Genomic DNA, 18820 nt, shown 5'->3' on the forward strand with positions numbered 1-18820 from the left:
TATAGTCTAACATCTGGCCGTTTCAAACGCCGCGTCGCCGCACACACGGCGGATCAATGATCCGCCCTACGCACCACGGACGGCTTTGGCCCGAAGGGCTGCAGGCGGATCGATTGATCCGCCGCTCGATGCGCCGCCGACAAATGCACCGCGAGCCACATCGCCCCGTCGGATACGCTCACCACCCGGTGCGGCGTGCGCGAGGGGAGAAAACGTAGTCGCCGGCCTGCAGAGGCGTCGGCACGCCATCGACATCCAGCAGCGCCTCCCCCCGCAGCAGCACCACCCACTCATCCTGCTCCTGCACATAAAGCTGCGACTCGATCTTCGATGTACTGACAATGCGCTCGATCGTAAGTCCGCGATGGGACAGCAAGGTGTCGAAACGTTCGCCGGCCGCCGGCGGCACAGCGTCGGAATACAGGTTGCCCATGTCTAGTTCGCTCCCAGCAAAGCCAGCGCCTGCTGCCGGGCCGAGGAGCGCAATGTGGCGCGAAGCGAGGCGTCGTCGGTAGTACGGGCCAGCACCATGCCGCCCACGCACAGGGAAACGATCGCCTGGGCGCGGCTGTCGCCATCAGGATATGCGGCCAGGGCGCCCGAGAAAACCTGCGTCAGGTTGCGTATCAAGGTTGTATAAGCCTTCTGCGGCGACAGGCCGGCGCGCGCCACGTCCTCCGGCAGCGCATACAAGGGACAGTGCGAATCGATATCGGCCAGCACCGCATCGCTCAGGTACAGGTCGACCAGCCGGTGCGCCAGCTCCCGCGCATCGGTAGCGGGATTGGCCGCGATATCGGCCGCGAAGGGGTTACAAGTGCTGAAGCTCGCCACCGCCGCCGCGTACAGTTCATCCTTGCTCTGGAAATGGTTGTAAAACCCGCCCCGCGTGAGCCCCGCTTCTGACATGACCGTGTCGATCGACACCTGCTCGAAGCCGTGGCGATTGAACAGTTTGCGCGCCGACTCCACGATCCGTTCCCGCGTGCGGGCCTTGTGTTCACTGGTGTAAGGCATGGCCGTCCGCCTCATAAAATGTTCTTGAACATATTATGGATCAAAGTATTCTCGCCACATACCCCACCAACCAGGAGACCGGGCATGTACACACTGACTACCTTCCGTGCAGTACCGTCGTTTGCCATTGGCCACGTGCGCGAGCTGCGCGTGCGCTGGGCGCTGGAAGAAGCTGGCCTTTCCTACCAGGTGCGCACGATCGGCGGCGAGGACCAGAACACGTCCCGCTACCGCGCGCAGCAACCGTTCGGACAAGTCCCCGTGCTGCACGACGGCGACTTTCCCATCTTCGAATCCGGCGCCATCCTGCTGCACCTCGGCAGCAAGGAGCCCGGCCTGTTGCCCACCGACCCGGCCGCGCGCGAGCAGGCCGTGATGTGGATGTTTGCCGCGCTGAACTCCGTCGAGCCGCACACCGGGGCGCTCGCGGAACTGATCTATTTCGCGGCAGGCGAGGCGTGGGCAGCCGGGGCGCGACCGGGGCTGGAAGACCGATCGCTGAAACGGCTGGCGTCCATTGACGCCTGGTTATCCGGCCGCGAGTACCTGGCGGGTACGTTCAGCGTGGCCGACATCCTGATGACCACCGTGCTGCGCCAGCTGGACGGAACTGGCATGGTGGAGCGTTTCCCGACACTGGCGGCCTACAGGCAGCGCTGCATGGCCCGCCCGGCGTTCCGGAAAGCGCTGGCCGACCACGTGGCTCACTTCTCGGCGACGGCATAGCGCGCCAGGAAGGTGGCGACGGCCTCGCTGACCACGCGCTCGGCATCTTCCTGCGACACGGTCGCCTCCGCGCACAACAGGCGTGGCCAGAACAGCACATCGTTGATCATGCCGAAGAACTGGCCGACGGCCAGCGGAATGTCCGGCACCGTCATCTTGCCGTCCGCGACGGCATCGGCCAGCAGCGACGCCAGCCGCGCCATATAAGGGCCCTTGCCGCGCTGGTAGAGTTCCTGCCCGAGTTCCGGGCTCTGGATTGCCTCCGCGATCACCACGCGCACCACAGCCGGCGATTCCGGCGGCAGCAGCCGCTCGGCATACGCGCTGCCGATGCAGCGCAGGCAGGCTGCCGGGTCGCCGCCCAGCAGCGGCGGCTCGATATTGGACGCCCAGAAGCGCTCCAGCATGCCCGCAAACATGGCGCGCTTGGTCGCATAGTATTTATGCAGCGTGGCCGTGGAAACGCCGCCGCGCGCGGCCACTCCGGCCAGCGTGGCGCCGGCATAGCCGCGCTCCAGGAATTCCGCCTGGGCCGCGTCGAGCAGGCTGTCGCGCGTGCGCCGCTGGCGTTCCGTCAATTGCGTGCCGGGTTCCATATGACTCTCTCCGATCACGATGCCAGGTAGGCGCGCTGGCCAGGGACTTGCACCGTCAGTATGGTGCCTTCACCCGCTGCGCTGGTCAGGATCAGCTGTGCGCCGAGACGCTGGGCGCGCTCGCGCATGCCGACCAGTCCCCAGCGGCCTTCCGCGCGCCCAGCCTGCTGCACATCGGCAGGCAGGCCGCAACCATCGTCACGCACGGTGAGCGAGAGCGCTTCCGCGGCGTAGCCGACCTCGAAAATTATGTGCGAAGCGCCCGCGTGGCGCACGGCATTGCGCAATGCCTCCAGGGCGATCGAGCGCAATTCGTCATACACGGCCGGCGCGACGGGGCGCAGCTCGCCGCTGGCGCGCGTGTCCAGTTCGACATCAGGATGCTCTGCCTTGAGCAAGCGGCTGACTTCCGTCAGCAGGTCGGTCGTGGGCGGCGTGCGCAAACCCTGCACCTTGTCGCGTCCCTCTTCCAGCGCGGCCTGGGCCAGTTCCAGCGAGCGCTCGATATCGCGCCGCACCGGCTCGCCGGGCGGCAGCTTGTGCCAGGCGCACTGCATCTGCAGCAGCAAGGCCTGCACCGTTTGCAGGAGCGTGTCGTGCAGGTCGCGGGCGATGCGCTCGCGCTCCTGCATGCGCGCCTCGACACGCCCCTCGACTTCGCGCGCGATCTGCGCAACGCGCAGCTTGTACAGGCCCCACAATCCCAGCGCCACGGCCACCGCGCACAGCTCGCGGAACCATGCTGTCTGATAGAACGCCGGCTCCACATGGAAGGCGGCGACCGCATCGTGCTCGCTCCACACGCCATCATTGTTGGCGGCGCGCACCCTGAAGGTATAGTTGCCCGGGCCCAGGTCGGTGTAGGTTGCGGTACGCAAGGCGCCGCCCTGCTGCCAGCCACGGTCCACGCCTTCCAGCTGGTACTGGAACTGCATACGCTCGGGCATCGTGAAACTCGAGCGACGTGAAGTCGATCTGCACGCGCCCCGGGTTGGAAGGCAGCTGGCTCACGCCTTTCGCGGCCAGCGCAAAGCTCGCGCCATCCACGTTCGCGCTGCGGATGTAGACCGGCGGCGGCAGCCTGTTTTCCGCACCGGCTTTGGGGTCCAGCCAGAACAGGCCCGCGGTGGTTGTGAACCAGAGCTTCCCGTCCGTTCCGGCGACCGCCGACGGCGCTGGGAAGGAATTGGTGGCCGCGCCGAGCAAGCCGTCCTTGTGATCGAGCCTGCGGAAGCTGACGCGATAGCCCGATTCGGCAAGCGCGCGCGCCAGCTCCTGCCTGGCCACGACAGTGATGCCCGCGGCACCATTCAGCCACAGCGCGTCGCCGTAATCGATCATGCCGCTCAGGCCAAGCATGGGCTCATCGCCCTGCCCCAGGACCTGGACGAACCGCTTGCCGTCAAAATGATATAAACCGTTTGATCCGGACAGCCAGACGCCTTGCGCGCTTTCCACAATATGCAGCACAGAGCCAATGCGCAGGCCCTGCTCCGGCCCATATGCACTCACTTTGCCACCTTCAAGCAAGCGCAGCGTGCTGTCCGGATAGCCGAACCAGATGCGCCCGCGGCTATCGGGCAGGATGGAGTTCGGGCGTCGCTCGAGTTCCCTGAAGCCGCCGCCGCGCTGCCAGGCGCCATCCTTCAGCCGCGCCAGGCTTGCGCCGCGCGCGGCGATCCAGAGCGCGCCTTCGCCGTCGCGCGCGATAGCGTTGATCTGCCGCGTGATAACGTAATCCGGCAGGGGAATGGCTTCCGCTTGCCCTCATGGTAATGCCACAGGCCATTCAGGCCGCCGGTCCAGACATCCCCTCCCTGGCGATAGACCACACTCACGGCGGACGCGCTGTCTTCCGGCGGCAGCGCCGCAAACGCCTCATGCCCGGGATTCCTGACCTCGGTGCCGCCCACCCACAGCGCCCCGTTTTCGCCGGCGGCGATGGCCGGCGCATCCCAGCGGATCTGCGGCAGCGCCACGCCCTGCAACGCGGCCGGCCGGAAGCGGTCAATTCCGTTTTCCGTGCCGACCCATACATTGCCTTCGGCGTCCTGGAACACCGTATTCGGCATGCTGCCGCTTAGCCCATGCACGGCGCCAAATATGCTCGCCCCTTCGCCGGGACCGAAGCGCAGCACGCCATCGGCACGGGTTACCCAGGCGTGCCGGCCGTCGCGCTCGAAGAGCATGGTGCCGCCGGCCTCGCGCGCACGCGGCCACACGGGCACGGGGCCGGCTTTTCCCGGTCCGCTCAGCGCGGCAAGTTCGCCGCGCTGGCCACCCATGGCCCAGACGGTGCCGTCGCCCGCCATGGCCATGCGGCCGAAACCCAGGCCATCGTGGGAAGGTACGAACGCCTTACCGCCTTTAGGCAGCGCGAACGTCCCGGACTCGCATCGGGCCCACAAGGTTTTGTCGGGGTCGGAGAGAAGCATGCACTGGCCGGTATGGCTCATTTCCGGCGCAGTCCAGCGGCTGCCGTCGAACGCGCGCAAGCCCAGCGAAGTCGACGCCCATACCGTGCCGCGCCAGTCCTGTTCGAAATCGACCACGGACCCCACTGGGAAGCCATCGGCCGTGCCGAAGTTGCGCAGCCTGCCCTGGTGCCACACGCTCGCGCCGCCGAAGCGATAGCCGATCCACAGTGCGCCGTTCTCCAGCACGCGCATGCCCCAGATGTCGTTACCCGGCTTCTGCTCGCCCGGCGGCTGGAAGCGCTCGAAACGCACGCCGTCGAAACGGTACAGTCCATTGAAGGACGCGAGCCATAGCCAGCGGTCCGGCGTTTGCGCGATCGCGATAATCGAAGGCGGCGCGCCATCCTTCGCCGTCCAGCTGGTGTGATGCAGGTTGATGGGGCTGAGCGGCCGTGCCGCCGCCTGGACCGCCAGCGGTGCGGCGAGGAGGATGGTGCTGAGCAGGAGCCGGGCGGAGTACATCAATCTGATTTCTTGTTGCTGGAGCATCAGATTGTAAACAAGTTAAAGACGGAGCGCGAATACTCCGTCCTGCCGTGCGCTCCGGGCTAGCGGGCGACGGGCATCGCGAAGTCCGCACCGTGCGCCGGACCCACCGGCCAGCGCTGCATCACCGACTTCTGGCGCGTATAGAAACGAACGCCTTCCTCGCCGTAGGCATGCATGTCCCCGAACAGGCTGCGCTTCCAGCCGCCGAAGCCCTGCCACGCCATCGGCACCGGTATCGGCACGTTGATTCCGACCATGCCGACCTCGATGCGGCGCGCGAATTCGCGCGCCGTGTGGCCGTCGCGCGTGAACAGGGCCACGCCGTTGGCGTATTCGTGGCGGTTGATCAGGGCGACCGCTTCCTCGAAAGTGCGCACGCGCACGCAGCCAAGCACCGGGCCGAAGATCTCCTCCTGGTAGATGCGCATGCCGGGCTGCACGTGGTCGAACAGCGTGGGACCGGTGAAGAAGCCCTCTTCGTGCCCGGGCACGGTGCAATTGCGCCCATCCACCACCAGCTTCGCCCCTTCCAGCACGCCGGCTTCCACATACCCTTCCACGCGTGTCAAGGCTTCACGGGTGACCAGCGGTCCCATTTCCACGGCCGGGTCCATGCCCTGGCCGACATTCAGCGCGCGGGCACGTTGCGACAGGCGCTCCACGATGGTGCTCCGCAATATCGCCCACCAGCACGGCCACCGAGATCGCCATGCAGCGTTCGCCGGCGGAACCGTAGGCCGCGCCCATCAGCGCATCCACCGCCTGCTCCGGATCGGCGTCCGGCATCACGACCAGGTGATTCTTGGCGCCGCCGAGCGCCTGCGCGCGCTTGCCGAATTGCGCGGCGCGCTGCTGGATGTACTGCGCGATGGGCGTGGAGCCTACAAAGCTTATTGCGTTCACGTCCGGATGCTCCAGCAGACGGTCCACGGCAACCTTGTCACCCTGGACAACGTTGAACACGCCCGGCGGCAGGCCGGCTTCCGCCAGCAGTTCGGCCATGAACAGTGAAGCGCTCGGATCGCGCTCGCTGGGCTTGAGGATGAAGCAGTTGCCGGCCGCCAGCGCCACCGGAAACATCCAGCACGGCACCATGCAGGGGAAATTGAAGGGCGTGATGCCGGCAGCGACGCCGATCGGCTGGCGCATGGTCCAGTTATCGATGCCGGTACTGACCTGCTCCGTGTAGTCGCCCTTCAAGAGCTGCGGGATGCCGCAGGCGAATTCGATGATATCGATGCCGCGCGCCACTTCGCCCTGGGCGTCCGAAAAAACCTTGCCATGTTCGGCCGTGATCATCTCCGCCAGCGTGTCGCGGTGGGTGTTCATCAGTTGCAGGAAGCGGTTCATGATGCGTGCACGGCGGATTGGCGGCGTATCCGCCCAGGCCGGGAAGGCGGCGCGCGCGGCGGCGACCGCCGCATCGACATCGGCAACGGACGCCAGGCGCACGTGGCGCGCCACCTTGCCCGTTGCCGGGTTGTACACGGCCTGGCGGCGCTCGCCGTTGCCCTCGTGGCGCTGGCCGCCGATATAGTGAACCACGTCTTCCATTTCTGTCTCCTCGCAAATATCAATCGGATAAGGACATTCTAGGAAGCGCGCCGCGCCGCAACAATCGGGTTTGGCTTGATTCACTGTTTAAAAAACTCGACAATCACCTTATGGACAGCAAAACAGTCGAAGACCTCTGGTCCCATATCCGCACGCTGGGCGTGCTGGCGGAAAGCGGCTCCTACACGGCCGCCGCGCAGTGCATGGACGTCAGCAAGTCCGCCATCAGCCTGCGCATTGCCGAACTGGAACGCGCCACGGGCGTGGCCCTGGTCCGGCGCACGACGCGCAGCGTGCGACTGACGGAAGCGGGCCAGCAGCTGGTGGACTCGACCCGCCTGCCCTTCGAGGAAATCAGCCAGCATTTCGCCAGCGTGCGCGACAAGGCCCTGCAGCCCAGCGGCCTGCTGCGCGTGACCGCGCCTGTGGCCCTGGGTCGGCAGCAGATCGTGCCGCGCATGAGCGCCTTCCTGCAGGCACATCCCGCGGTGCGGGTGGAGCTGGAACTGTCCGACCGATTGAGTTCTCTGTCGCAGGAAGGTTTCGACCTGGCGATCCGGCACACCAATGCAGCGCCGGAGACGCATGTGGCGTGGACTTTATGCCACACTTGGTCGGTGCTGGTGGCGACGAAGGCCTACCTCAAGCGGCACGGCACGCCGGACACGCCGCAGGCGCTGGCCGATCATGCCTGTCTGACCTATCTGCGCCGCGGCGAGCAGCCGTCGTGGAGTTTCGAGCGCGTAAAGGGCGACAAGCAGCGCGTTAGCGTCGGCATCAGCGGCAGTTTTTCCGCCAACAATAGCGAAGCGCTGCGCGAAGCGGCGTTGGGAGGATTGGGCATCGCCCTGCTGCCGGACTTCAGCGCGCAGGCTGACGTGGCGGCCGGCAGGTTGACCGTGGTGCTGCCGGACTGGCGTCCGGTGGGGGCGTTCGGGGAAAAGCTGCTGGCATTGCGTCCCTATAGCCCGTACGTGCCGAGGGCCGTACGGGCTTATGTGGACTACCTGCGGGCTGAACTCAAGAGCGGTTTTGGGGCGGTTTGAAGTCCACGCCCTGCATATAGGCCAGGTCCTCCGGCGCCAATGTAGCCATCCACTCCGCCTCCTTGCCCGGCGGCGGCAGCGGGTAGCCAAATTCCACCATCACTTCCGGCTGCAGGTCGGAGATGTAGATCCAGACGTAGCGCTTGTCCAGTTGCGCAGCATCGGCCACGGCATCCAGCAGCCGGGCGGCAAGCTGCTGCTTGACCTCCAGGCTGCGCGCGCGGATGTGCCCATGCACGAACAGGTGCGGCGCCTTCAGCGGCGAGCCGCCGAGGTAATAGTCCTCCGCCGATTTGGCATTGAAGATCACTTGCGCAAAGAAGTTGGCGGCGCCGGTAACGTCGTGATGCGTGCTGGTGATGGCTTGCGCCACGCGCTGCTTGCTTTCCTTGCTCAGGCACTGCGGCGACATGAAGACCTGGTATGTAGGCATGGTGTTCTCCTTTTAGGATTGGTTCAGGCGTCGATCACATCATCCTTGGTCTCGCGCAGGAAGAGCGCAGAGACGACGAAGGCGATGGCGGCGAAAATGATTGGGTACCAAATGCCGGCGTACATATCGCCGGTGGTGGCGACCAGCGCGAACGCCATGGTGGGCATGAAGCCGCCGAACCAGCCGTTGCCGATATGGTAAGGCAGCGACATGGCCGAGTAGCGGATTCGGGTCGGGAACATCTCGACCAGCGTGGCGGCGATGGGGCCATATACCATCGCCACCAGGGACATGAACACCGCCAGCGTTGCGATCACCATCGGATAATTGATCTGCGCCGGATCGGCCTTACTCGGGTAGCCCGCCACCCTGACGGCCGCGCCCACCGCTTTCGAAAACTCATTGTGCGCCGCCACAGCGTCGGCCTTGCTCAGGAGGGCGCCTTCGAAGCTGCGAATTTCCGTGGCGCCCACGCGCACCATCGCCACGCTGCCCGGCGGCGCGGCCTCGTTCGAGTAAGTCACCGATGCCTTGGCTAGGAAGGATTTGGCGATATCGCAGGAGCGGGTGAATTCGGCCGTGCCCACAGGATTGAACTGGAATGAGCAGCGCTGGGGATCGGCGACCACGGTCACGGGCGAGCGCGCCTGCGCGGATTCCAGCGCCGGGTTGGCGTAGTGGGTGAGCGTCTTGAACAGAGGGATGAAGAGCAGCGCGGACAGCAGGAAGCCCGCCATCATGATCGGCTTCCTGCCTATCCTGTCGGACAGCGTACCGCTCACCACCAGCATCGGCGTGCCGATCACCAGTGCGCCGGCGACCAGCAGGTTGGCCGTAACGCTGTCAACCTTCAGGGTCTGGGTCAGGAAGAACAGGGTGTAGAACTGGCCCGTGTACCAGATCACCGCCTGACCCGCCACGAGCCCGAACAGCGCGACCAGCACCAGGCGCACATTGTGCCAGTTGCCAAAGGCTTCCTTCAGCGGCGCTTTCGACGTCTTGCCCTCGGCCTTCATCTTGCGGAACATTGGCGACTCGCTCAGCGTGAGCCGGATCCACAGCGAGATGCCGAGCAGGCCAAGCGACGCAAGGAAAGGCACGCGCCAGCCCCAGATGGCAAACTCCGTCTCGCCAATTCCCAGGCGCACGATCAGGATCACCGCCAGCGACAGGAAGAAGCCCAGCGTGGCCGTGGTCTGTATCCACGCGGTGTACGCCCCGCGCTTGCCCTCGGGCGCATGTTCGGCCACATAGGTCGCCGCGCCGCCATATTCTCCGCCCAGCGCCAGCCCTTGCAGCAGGCGCAGTGCGACCAGGATAACCGGTGAGGCGATGCCCCACGCGGCGTAATTGGGCAGCACACCGACGATGAAGGTCGATATGCCCATCAGCATGATCGTGACGAGGAAGGTGTACTTGCGCCCTACCATGTCGCCCAGCCGTCCGAACACCAGGGCGCCAAAGGGACGCACGGCGAAGCCCGCGGCAAATGCCAGCAGCGCAAAGATGAAGGCGGCCGTCTCGTTAACGCCGGCGAAGAACTGCTTGCTGATGATGCCGGCCAGCGAACCGTAGAGGTAAAAGTCGTACCACTCGAAAACGGTACCTAATGACGACGCGAAGATGACCTTGCGCTCCTCGCGCGTCATCCCGCGCGGCTTGTCCGACGTGTAAATGGCTGTGGCTTCCACAGTGTGTCTCCTTGATCCGATATAGTTGTAGCTGCAACCATTTGAGCGAAAAAAGAGCCGCGTATTCGGCGCTGCAGCTCGTTCAGAGTAGTTGCAGATGCAACCAATGTCAATGAACTTAATTGCTGATTTCCGCAGCGGCTTTCTGGATGGTCTGGAGCGTGTCGAGCAGGCGCTCGTTGGCGGGGCCGTTCAGGAAAGGCATCACTTCCTTTTCCACGCGCTGCTGGGCGCGGCGCCAGTGGACTTCGGCCTGCACCAGCTTCTTCGTCCCGCTCTTGCTGAGACGCGCGGTCTTGAAACGCGCATCTTCCTGCGTGCCGGTTTCGACCCAGCCGGCGTCGATCAGGACCTTGATATTGCGGGAGATGGTCGTCTTGTCCAGCGCCACATCGATCGCAATTTCCGTCATCGTCGTCTCCCCCAGGCGACGCAGCGCGCGCAGCAGACTGAATTGCGAAATCTTCAGCCCCGTCGGCCGCAGCTCGTCATCATAAATCCGACTGATGGCATTGGCGGAGCGGCGGAACTGGGTGGCGTAGCAATCGGTGAACATGAACGTAGGCGAACTTTGCGCTGGAGAACTCTATGTTAGCACGTGGTTTGCCGATGGCGCGGAAGGCTCAATGATTGCGCGGATCGTCCTCCTCTCGGATGTACTTGATGCCCAGCGGCCCCACGCCGGAAACCTGGGTCATGTAGTCGCCCGAACGCGCCCAGTGGAAATGGGGCGTGTTCTTCGGCAGCACCAGCACGGAGCCTGGCGCGTAAGCCTGCAGCTTGTCGGGATCGAAGGTCGTGCCGATGCCGATGTAGAACACGCCTGACATCACGGTATAGATGCGATCCTCCGGATGCGTATGCGGCATCAGCTTCACGCCGGCCGGCAGCTTCACGCGCACCACGTAGGGCGCAGGCTCCTTCGGATTTCCCACCACGACCGCCAGCCGCGCCTCAGGCGGGAAAGCGGGAAAGGCTTGCCACTGCAGGTTTTCGCCGAGCACCGAGCCGAACTGGTTCAGCGGCAGCGTGGACGGCTTGGCATCGTCCGCGGCATGCGCGGCGCCGGCAAGGGCCAGGATGGCAGCGAGGATTACTTTGTTCATGTCGGTCTCCTGGTTGAGGTAAGGACATGCTATGCCTGCCCCCGCCAACAATAAACAGGAGAGGAATCACTTCTTTTGTTACACGATGTACATATCACGCGACTGCGCCAGAATGGGCGTATAGTGAAATTGCACATGCAAAAGGAATCACCATGAACAAGCTCGTCTACCGTACCGCCAGTGCGCTTGCGCTGATGATCGCGTCCGGCGGCGCCTTCGCCACCGCGCAGGTCACCTACATCGACACTGACAAGATGACCGACGTGCCGCGCTGGCGCAGCGACCTGGAGTCGATGGAATACATCTTCAACCAGCACCTGAATCGGCTGTCCGAACAGCTGCCTGCCGGGCAAGTGCTCAAGGTAGAGTTCCTCGACATCGACCTCGCCGGCGACGTCTTCCCCCGCGTGCCCGTGCGCGACATCCGCATCCTCAAAGGCCAGGCCGACTGGCCGCGCATGCATTTCCGCTATTCGATCGAGCAGGACGGACAGGTGATCCGCAGCGGCGAAAGCAAACTCTCCGACCCGAACTACCAGATGAGCATCAACCGCTACAACCAGGACCTCTACGGCCACGAGAAGCAAATGCTCGAGGACTGGTTCAGGAAGGATGTACTCCAGCGGCGCTGACACCCGCAGTTTGCGCCGGCACAAACATCGAACTCTTTGCGCCAGCATTGTCTAATCTCACGAGTTAGACTGGTCACACGGGGGATATCAATGTCCAGGCAAGTCAGCACATTTGATTTCGCGAGGTTCTGCCTTTGCGGCGCAATGGCAGGACTCGCCTTTGCCGGAGCCTTTGGCATAAGCGAATCGCCAGCCCGTGATTTCATCAGCAGTTCTCTCGGGGTATTGGCCGTCGCTGCGCTCAGGTATCGAAAGGTACTTTAGCTTGATTTCGCTCGACGGGAGCCCGTTCGAAATGGCGACGATCCTTGTCGGGATGGCCGCTTGTGGCGTGCGCCCAGCACTTCGATTACGTCGCACTCAGCCCATTCGACTGCAGTACCGTGAGGTCATTTCCGACTTTCTAAACGGTATTTGCATCGTCCCATTCCTTTGCATGTTTGGCGCGGTGTTCTCAACAGAACTTTTGGTTGAAGCCGTCAACTCGGCAAGACTGTTCTTTTCCGTAGGCGGTCTTATGGGCCTGGCTTTTATCGGAAGAGAGCTTTGTCGGCGCAGTTGAATGCACCATCCGACGGTTACGTTACTCATTTGTGTCGGAAAATTTTACGCTCAGTTTACATTGTTGGTCTGATCGAATTTTTAACTTTTTAGCTAATCCCTTGATTCTAAAGAACATCACGCGCACTTGCTGCCCAGTGGCATGCAAATTGCACTCCGGGAAGAACGGCGGTTCAGCTGCCGGATAATTCGATGTTAACCATGAGAGAGGGGACTATGCTGAATTCGAATTTCATCACCCGCGCTTTGCCGAAATTGCTTGCAGGCGTCACGCTGTTGATCTCTACGAGCGCCTTCGCCGGCCCGGTAACAGGAAGCTACGATACCGGTGACGGCTCGGATGGCAACCAGGCGACGCCGCTGGGCAGCACGCCGCCGTATACGCTCACCGCCACTGCAAACAGCTTCAGCTACGTGCTGTTCTATCCGGACCAGGCATTCACGTTCTCCCAGCTCACCAGCTTCAGCGCTAACTTCGTCAGCAATTCCGGCGGCGCAGGCGGCGGTGCGCCGAGGCTGCGAATCCAGCTGGATACGAATCACGACACGGTGGGAGATGGATCGATTTCGATCTACCTGGGCGACTCGCCGAATTACGTCAATACGGATGCCGAGCTGAACGCCTACAGCGGCGTTAACCTCATCGGCAATAACGACGCCGGCCGTTACGACACCTCCGCATTCGGCGGCGGCAGCCCCTTCACCACCTACGCTTCCGCCCTCGCGTTGCTAGGCAGCGCCGATGTGCTGCGCTTCGGACTGGTGCTCGATACCTTCGCGCCCTTCCCCGATCGTAACCTGACGCTGAACGGCTTCAATGCCGATTTCGCTCCGGCTGCCGCTGTCCCCGAACCTGGCACGATCGCCCTCGTCGCCATCGGATTCGGCATGCTTAGCCTGCGCCGCCGCAATCGAAGCGCCGCCGGCTGACTAAGAACCCACGACAAAAAGCAGGTGTCTGCCACGATGTGGTAGGGTGGCAGCCCCAGTGGGGCTGCCACCGGTTCTTTGCCTTTGGTTTGGTTTTGAACCGCCGGCCCCTCAACAGGCTTCAAATCGCCGGAAACATCTTTTTGTCAACGTAGCACCACCCCCAAGTCTCTCCAGGCTCGACAGACTTGATCAGCGGATGCCCCGTCTCATGAAAGTGTTTCGTCGCATGCTTGTTCGGCGATGAGTCGCAGCAGCCGACGTGGCCGCAAGTGAGACAAAGCCTGAGGTGTACCCATTTGTCGCCGGTCTTCAGGCATTCTTCACAGCCGACAGTGTTGCCGCTGTAAGTATGGATCTCGGAGAAGTGTTCGCAACTAGCGGCCATCATAAGCTCCCTGGGATTGTTGGACCAACGCGGCAGCAGCTAAAGCCCAATAATATCGCACAGCTTTATCGGAATTTACTTCCTATACTGTTGACATGAACCGAACCTCGCCGGGAGAAGATCATGTCCATCCACAGCGCCATTCGCTACAGGGGCTTCATCCTCGATTGTGAGCCGGTCCGAAGGAATGACAGCTGCTACGTTGCCCAAGTCACCATCTCGCGTGAAGAAGGACAAGGGCTGGACGAACATGTGTTCCCGGAACTCTGCGTCACCGATTCAGCACCGGTTGCAGTGTCATACGCCAAATCGTGGGCGCGGCATTGGGTTGATGAGCATTCGCACTGAAAAATAAAAAACGGCCCAGGCTGGGTGCCTGAGCCGCTTTTTTTTGATACTGGTAGGCCTCCCCGGAGTCGAACCGGGCACCAACGGATTATGAGTCCGCCAAAATCGCTATTCATGCTTGTTGATCAGCGTTGAAAATTTCAATAAACTCCTTAAGAATCATTAACTTGATGATTTTTAGAAGATTTTTGATGTTGATGAGAATTCATTGATATACTCAAATTTCACTTACACAGCCGTTACATGGAACTCATCAACGGACAGGGGCACAGCAACGAATGTCGAGAGTAAAACTGACAGCAGGACGCATCGAGGCGTTTAGGTGCGAAGATGGCAGATCGCAGTCATTCCTGTGGCACGCAACAGTGCATCAGCTAGCGCTTCGTGCCACAAGCACAGGGGCCAAGGCGTTCATCTTTCAATCAACCTTGGTTGGCAAGACAATTCGCATGACCATCGGTTCGCCCATGGCTTGGACGATCGAACAAGCCGAGGGTGAAGCAAGGCGCCTGCAAACCATCGTCGACAGTGGAAAAGATCCTCGTCAAGTCAAGCAAGACGAAATCGACGCTTTGAAGGCGACCGCAGCCCACAAGGCTGCCGCTGAAACCGCTGCAAAACATGCGGCAGCGCGGGATGCCCTCACCTTGAAAACAGTGTGGGAATTGTATATCGCAGACCGCGCTCCCCATTGGGGCGAGCGCCACCACTCTGACCACTTCAAACTCATCAAGGAAGGTGGAGAGCCTCGAACTCGAAGCAAGAAAAAAGTGACTGAGCCTGGTCCACTTGCCTCTCTGGCAGATTTACGCCTTGTCGATCTCGTACCGGAACGTATCGAAGCATGGGCAAAATCCGAGGCCGCAAAAAGGCCAACAAGTGCGAGACTGGCGCACCGAATGCTCAAGGCTTTCCTGAACTGGTGCATTGAACATCCTGCTTATGGCAGCGCAGTTTCCGCCAATGCTGCCAGCAGCAAAAGAGCTAGGGAAGTACTGGGCAAGCCGGGCGTTAAACGAGACTCACTACAGCGGGATCAGTTGGCAGCATGGTTTGCCGCGGTTCGTAGTCTTGGAAATCCAGTGATGGCAGCATACCTGCAAACGCTGCTTCTCACTGGTGCAAGGCCAGGAGAAATTAGGTCCATGCGGTGGGAAGATCTGAACCTTCGTTGGAAGGGGCTTATCATCAGGGATAAAGTGGAGGGGGAGCGTGAAATCCCGTTAACTCCATATGTAGCGAACCTCCTTGCAGTCCTGCCCCGCCGTAATCCCTGGGTATTCTCAAGTACGAAAGGTGGGCATATCACCAGCCCGAACTATCAGCTCAACTCCGTGTGCGCTGTTGCTGGCATCGAAGGGCTAACGTTGCACGGCCTGAGGCGATCTTTCAAGTCTCTGTCGGAATGGCTCGACCTTCCAGCCGGTGTGATAGCTCAGATCCAAGGGCATAAGCCGAGTGCTACGGTTGAGAAACACTATACAAATCGGCCATTGGACCTGCTCCGGATTCATCATGAGAAGCTGGAAAACTGGATTCTCAGCCAAGCGAACATTGATTTCGGCCCGGAAGTCCGAGAGCTTCAAGCACTCGCTCTTTGACAGCGGAGAATCTGTTGGAGTCACCGACTTGTACAGCAACAAGAGTAAGGTAGGGCTATGATAATGCCAATACTAGCTAACACGGGCACAAAATCGACGCCGCTGAGCCTGCCGATACTAGAGCTTTGAAGATATTGAGGATGGCTTTGAACGAGACAGGATTGCATTGCAGGAGCGCAAATGAGTAGGTTCACCATAAGAACTGGCACCCCAACCGAATTTTTCCAGCGCGGGCGAATGATCGCGCAGTTGGTAGACCAGAGCAAGCCGATATCCGCAGAAAGCATAATCACCTACGAAGACCCTGAAGACGTACTTAAGTTGCTGACGGCGGGTAGGCTCGCATTGTTCCGGGCTATAAAAGACCAACCTGGTTCCATTTCTGCAATCTCGCGACGCTTACACCGGGATCGCGATGCCGTTAAGCGCGACGTAGACCAGCTTGCTAAAGTAGGCTTGGTTATAATCGAATCTCGCGTATTGCCAGGTCATGGCCGCATCAAGGAAGTGAGCGTGGCTGCCCAGCAATTTAGATTAGAAGTGATGTTTGCATAAGTTGTCGTGCTGACCCGGTAGTCGGGTTCCAGACCCCGGACTTTGGTTTGCAGTCATACGGATGCCAGGGATACTGGTGTTTTGACGCCTGCCCAGAATTGGTGGTGCCTTGGGCAATAGGACGTCGCGATTAATTAGAGGAGTAATTATGAAAAGTCTCGCTGCCAGTTTTAGTCAAGGTCTCGCCGAAGGATGGGCGATGTTCTGGGCACCATTGATGTTCATCGCCCGCCATATTAAAAAGGTTTTTAGCCGTTAATCGTCAACGTGGTTGAGCTCAAACCGGGTATGCTGCGGAACGGTGTTGATATCCGCCGTCACTGAAGCAATTACCGCCAGGTTTGAAGTAGAACCGCTAGTCAGACTTTCGGCCAGCATATTTAAGCTGTGCCCATTATCACTTCCGTAGCAACTCGGCACAGCTCCGTATCGCTACCTTTCGCTATCTTTTTCCTGTTTGTGGTGCGCATAGTCGAAATTGTTATCGACCAGTACGGGCGGGACCGATCTGCAATTCCCAGCCAGGTCGCAATCCGCAAACTTCATGATGGCGCCAGATGCATAGTAGGCACGTTTAGCGTTCAAGAGCCGATATCTGTGCTGGTGCTGGCGAGCACGTCTGCCGCGACATGATTAGGCTGATGGGCATCTTCGTACGCGCCATGACGAGTGTCAGCGACGCCGAAATCCGCCTTTGTTGCACGCACCGGTTTCATACACGAAGTCTTCCACAAGGGCGATCCGGTGCGCTTCACACGGCCTTGGTTCGCCTAGGCACCTAGCTATTCGGCGAGCTCGTCATGGCAGCCGGCACTCTGGAGGAAGCCACTCTCCCTGTCGCAGGCTGATCTGTCCGGACGTCGCGAACACCCGCTTATCGCGAAATGATCGTCCACGTTCCCCGTTGGCCGGGCAAAATCCCCCACCCCTGGCCGGGTCAAAATCCCCCACCTCCTGACCGAGTAGCGCTGCTGTAGGCTGGCGGTCCCCGGAGAGCAATCCCGCTGGCAGGACGTAACCTTACCCCTTCGACCATCGAAGGGGAGCATGGAGGGTGAACGTCTTGAAACCAAACAAACGCACCACAGTCGCCACGCTGCTGGCAACCGGCACCAGCCAGCGCGAGATAGCGCGGCTGACCGGGGTGGACCGAAAAACCATCCGCCGCCTGGCGCTGGGCACGACCGGGCCGGAACCAAATTCCCCCACCCTGGCCGCCGGATCAGCGACAGCAAATTCCTCCACCCCGGCCACCGGCGCCCCGCTTGAAATTCCCCCACCCCGGCCACCGGCTCCAGATACCGGCCCGCAGTCCCTGTGCGAACCACACCGTGCCTTCATCGAGGCCCAGCTGCGCCTTCGCCGCAACTACACGGCGATCTATCAGGACCTGGTCGACCAATTCGGCTTCACGGGCCGCTACAACAGCGTCAAGCGCTTCGCCGGCCGTCTGGTGCAGCGCGATCCGGAGCAGTTCGACCGCCTTGAGTTCGCGCCCGGCGAGGAAGCCCAGGTCGACTACGGCGAGGGCGCGCTGACGCGCATCGCCGGCAGCGACCGATACCGGCGGCCACGCCTGTTCGTCATGACCCTGCGTTACTCGCGGCGCTGCTTCCGGCGTGTGGTCTGGAAATCATCGAAGGAAACGTGGGCCCAACTGCACGAGCAGGCCTTCCGGTACTTCGGCGGCACCACGGCCTACGTCGTGCTCGACAACCTCAAGGAAGGCGTCATCAAGCCCGACCTGTACGAACCGGAGCTGAACCCCGTCTACAGGGACGTGCTGGCCCACTACGGCGTCGTCGCCGACCCGGCCAGGGTGCGTGACCCAAACCGCAAGGGTACGGTCGAAAACGCGATCCAGCACACCCAGAGCACCGCGCTCAAGGGACGCCGCTTCGAGACCATCGAGGAGCAGAACGCCTTCCTCGAACAATGGGAAATCAAGTGGGCGGCGCCGCGCATCCACGGCAGCGCAAAGCGCCAGGTCGAGGCCATGTTTCAGGAGGAACGCGCCCACCTCGGCGCGTTGCCGCAGCAGGGCTTCGGCTATTACACCGAGTGCGAGCGCACCGTCGCCGACGACACCTGCATCCGCATCGACCATAGCAGCTACGCGGCGCGCCCGGCGAAGATCGGCAGCCGGGTGCTAGTGCGCCTGTTCGAGCGCCACGTCGAGATCCGCGACCGCTTCACGCTGGCCCTATTGCGCACGCATCCGCGCGCCCAGCGCCCCGGCAGCGTGCTGCTGCCCGACGATGAGCGGCCCTTCAACCCCTCACGCGAAACGCGCCGCATCCTGGCCCAGGCCGGCGACATCGGCGACGCCGCGCTGGCCCTGTGCCAGCAATGGTTCGAGCATGAAGGGCGAGTGGGCCAGCGCAAGCTGCGCGGCGTGGTGGGTCTGGCCAAGCGCTTTCCGCGCCGTCTGATCGACCAGGCTTGCGCCCAGGCTTTGCAGGAGAACGTGCGCAACTACAAGTCGATCAAGGTCCTGACCGAACGCTTGCTGGCGCAGGCGCTGGCCAAGATCGACGCGCCGCTCCAGGCCGAACTGGACCTGCAGCAGCACCATCCACTGATCCGCGAAGGCGAGGACTACGCCGACCTGTTCACGCGCGCGGCGAACGCCAGCGCCGCCATTACACCGACCACGGAGGCACCATGAGC

Annotated in this window: 19 protein-coding genes and 1 pseudogene; 8 read left to right on the plus strand and 12 right to left on the minus strand. The window is 61.9% G+C overall.

The window, feature by feature from the left end; genetic code table 11:
* Positions 1–178: 178 nt before the first annotated feature.
* Positions 179–433 carry a hypothetical protein gene (locus tag ACHMW6_RS29445; RefSeq protein WP_395402338.1) on the minus strand — a complete coding sequence of 85 codons (255 nt, stop codon included), beginning with the start codon at positions 431–433 and terminating at the stop codon, positions 179–181.
* 2 nt (positions 434–435) lie between these two features.
* Entirely contained in the window at positions 436–1017 is a 582-nt protein-coding gene (locus ACHMW6_RS29450; RefSeq protein WP_395402339.1) for a TetR/AcrR family transcriptional regulator, read from the minus strand.
* 84 nt (positions 1018–1101) lie between these two features.
* Between ACHMW6_RS29450 and ACHMW6_RS29455 the strand changes: the two genes are divergently transcribed.
* On the plus strand, positions 1102–1743 hold the full coding sequence (locus ACHMW6_RS29455; protein WP_395402341.1) for a glutathione S-transferase family protein: 642 nt from the start codon (positions 1102–1104) through the stop codon (positions 1741–1743).
* On the opposite strand, the gene ACHMW6_RS29460 is transcribed toward ACHMW6_RS29455, so the two are convergent.
* The 5 genes and pseudogenes from ACHMW6_RS29460 to ACHMW6_RS29480 all read right to left on the minus strand — a co-directional run bounded on the left by ACHMW6_RS29460 (position 1722) and on the right by ACHMW6_RS29480 (position 6859).
* Positions 1722–2339: a TetR/AcrR family transcriptional regulator gene (locus ACHMW6_RS29460; protein WP_395402343.1), complete on the minus strand. Its 618-nt coding sequence runs from the start codon at positions 2337–2339 to the stop codon at positions 1722–1724. The two genes, ACHMW6_RS29455 and ACHMW6_RS29460, sit on opposite strands and share 22 nt — an antisense overlap.
* A 14-nt stretch (positions 2340–2353) precedes the next feature.
* The gene (locus tag ACHMW6_RS29465) at positions 2354–3247 is read right to left on the minus strand and encodes a histidine kinase (protein ID WP_395408743.1); all 894 of its coding nucleotides are present in this window, start codon (positions 3245–3247) and stop codon (positions 2354–2356) included.
* On the minus strand, positions 3147–3851 hold the full coding sequence (locus tag ACHMW6_RS29470) for a hypothetical protein (RefSeq protein WP_395402345.1): 705 nt from the start codon (positions 3849–3851) through the stop codon (positions 3147–3149). Before ACHMW6_RS29470 ends, ACHMW6_RS29465 begins: the two co-directional genes overlap by 101 nt.
* 134 nt (positions 3852–3985) lie before the next feature.
* Positions 3986–5278 (minus strand): two-component regulator propeller domain-containing protein, encoded by a 1293-nt coding sequence (locus ACHMW6_RS29475; RefSeq protein ID WP_395408744.1) that lies wholly within the window; start codon positions 5276–5278, stop codon positions 3986–3988.
* 86 nt (positions 5279–5364) lie between these two features.
* Positions 5365–6859 (minus strand): annotated as a pseudogene (locus ACHMW6_RS29480) (CoA-acylating methylmalonate-semialdehyde dehydrogenase).
* A 110-nt stretch (positions 6860–6969) separates the two neighbouring features.
* On the opposite strand from ACHMW6_RS29480, the gene ACHMW6_RS29485 reads away from it, so the two are divergent.
* Positions 6970–7905: a LysR family transcriptional regulator gene (locus ACHMW6_RS29485; RefSeq protein ID WP_395402347.1), complete on the plus strand. Its 936-nt coding sequence runs from the start codon at positions 6970–6972 to the stop codon at positions 7903–7905.
* On the opposite strand, the gene ACHMW6_RS29490 is transcribed toward ACHMW6_RS29485, so the two are convergent.
* The 4 genes from ACHMW6_RS29490 to ACHMW6_RS29505 all read right to left on the minus strand — a co-directional run bounded on the left by ACHMW6_RS29490 (position 7880) and on the right by ACHMW6_RS29505 (position 11135).
* The gene (locus ACHMW6_RS29490; protein WP_395402349.1) at positions 7880–8338 is read right to left on the minus strand and encodes a tautomerase family protein; all 459 of its coding nucleotides are present in this window, start codon (positions 8336–8338) and stop codon (positions 7880–7882) included. The two genes, ACHMW6_RS29485 and ACHMW6_RS29490, sit on opposite strands and share 26 nt — an antisense overlap.
* 23 nt (positions 8339–8361) lie before the next feature.
* Positions 8362–9987, minus strand: coding sequence for an MFS transporter (locus ACHMW6_RS29495; protein WP_395408745.1), 1626 nt, complete (start codon positions 9985–9987; stop codon positions 8362–8364).
* Between the two features lie 160 nt (positions 9988–10147).
* On the minus strand, positions 10148–10585 hold the full coding sequence (locus ACHMW6_RS29500) for a MarR family winged helix-turn-helix transcriptional regulator (protein ID WP_395402351.1): 438 nt from the start codon (positions 10583–10585) through the stop codon (positions 10148–10150).
* Positions 10586–10652: 67 nt separating this feature from the next.
* Positions 10653–11135: a cupin domain-containing protein gene (locus ACHMW6_RS29505; RefSeq protein WP_395402353.1), complete on the minus strand. Its 483-nt coding sequence runs from the start codon at positions 11133–11135 to the stop codon at positions 10653–10655.
* Positions 11136–11287: 152 nt separating this feature from the next.
* Between ACHMW6_RS29505 and ACHMW6_RS29510 the strand changes: the two genes are divergently transcribed.
* Both ACHMW6_RS29510 and ACHMW6_RS29515 read left to right on the plus strand, forming a co-directional pair.
* Entirely contained in the window at positions 11288–11767 is a 480-nt protein-coding gene (locus tag ACHMW6_RS29510; protein ID WP_395402355.1) for a DUF3016 domain-containing protein, read from the plus strand.
* Between the two features lie 777 nt (positions 11768–12544).
* Positions 12545–13258, plus strand: a complete 714-nt coding sequence (locus tag ACHMW6_RS29515) for a PEP-CTERM sorting domain-containing protein (RefSeq protein WP_395402357.1) — start codon at positions 12545–12547, stop codon at positions 13256–13258.
* A 121-nt stretch (positions 13259–13379) separates the two neighbouring features.
* Here the strand turns inward: ACHMW6_RS29515 and ACHMW6_RS29520 are convergent, their stop codons facing one another.
* Complete coding sequence (locus ACHMW6_RS29520) at positions 13380–13646, minus strand: ubiquitin carboxyl-terminal hydrolase 14 (RefSeq protein ID WP_395408746.1); 267 nt, start codon at positions 13644–13646, stop codon at positions 13380–13382.
* Between the two features lie 123 nt (positions 13647–13769).
* On the opposite strand from ACHMW6_RS29520, the gene ACHMW6_RS29525 reads away from it, so the two are divergent.
* From ACHMW6_RS29525 to istA, 4 genes are all read left to right on the plus strand, one after another.
* Entirely contained in the window at positions 13770–13994 is a 225-nt protein-coding gene (locus ACHMW6_RS29525) for a hypothetical protein (protein ID WP_395402359.1), read from the plus strand.
* A 278-nt stretch (positions 13995–14272) separates the two neighbouring features.
* Positions 14273–15595, plus strand: a complete 1323-nt coding sequence (locus tag ACHMW6_RS29530) for a tyrosine-type recombinase/integrase (RefSeq protein ID WP_395402361.1) — start codon at positions 14273–14275, stop codon at positions 15593–15595.
* Between the two features lie 180 nt (positions 15596–15775).
* Positions 15776–16150: a MarR family transcriptional regulator gene (locus ACHMW6_RS29535; RefSeq protein ID WP_395402363.1), complete on the plus strand. Its 375-nt coding sequence runs from the start codon at positions 15776–15778 to the stop codon at positions 16148–16150.
* 1054 nt (positions 16151–17204) lie between these two features.
* Positions 17205–18818, plus strand: a complete 1614-nt coding sequence (gene istA / locus ACHMW6_RS29540; protein ID WP_395400544.1) for an IS21 family transposase — start codon at positions 17205–17207, stop codon at positions 18816–18818.
* The last annotated feature ends 2 nt before the right edge of the window (positions 18819–18820 follow it).

This window comes from Pseudoduganella sp. UC29_106 (assembly GCF_044055365.1).
Lineage (GTDB): Bacteria > Pseudomonadota > Gammaproteobacteria > Burkholderiales > Burkholderiaceae_D > Rugamonas.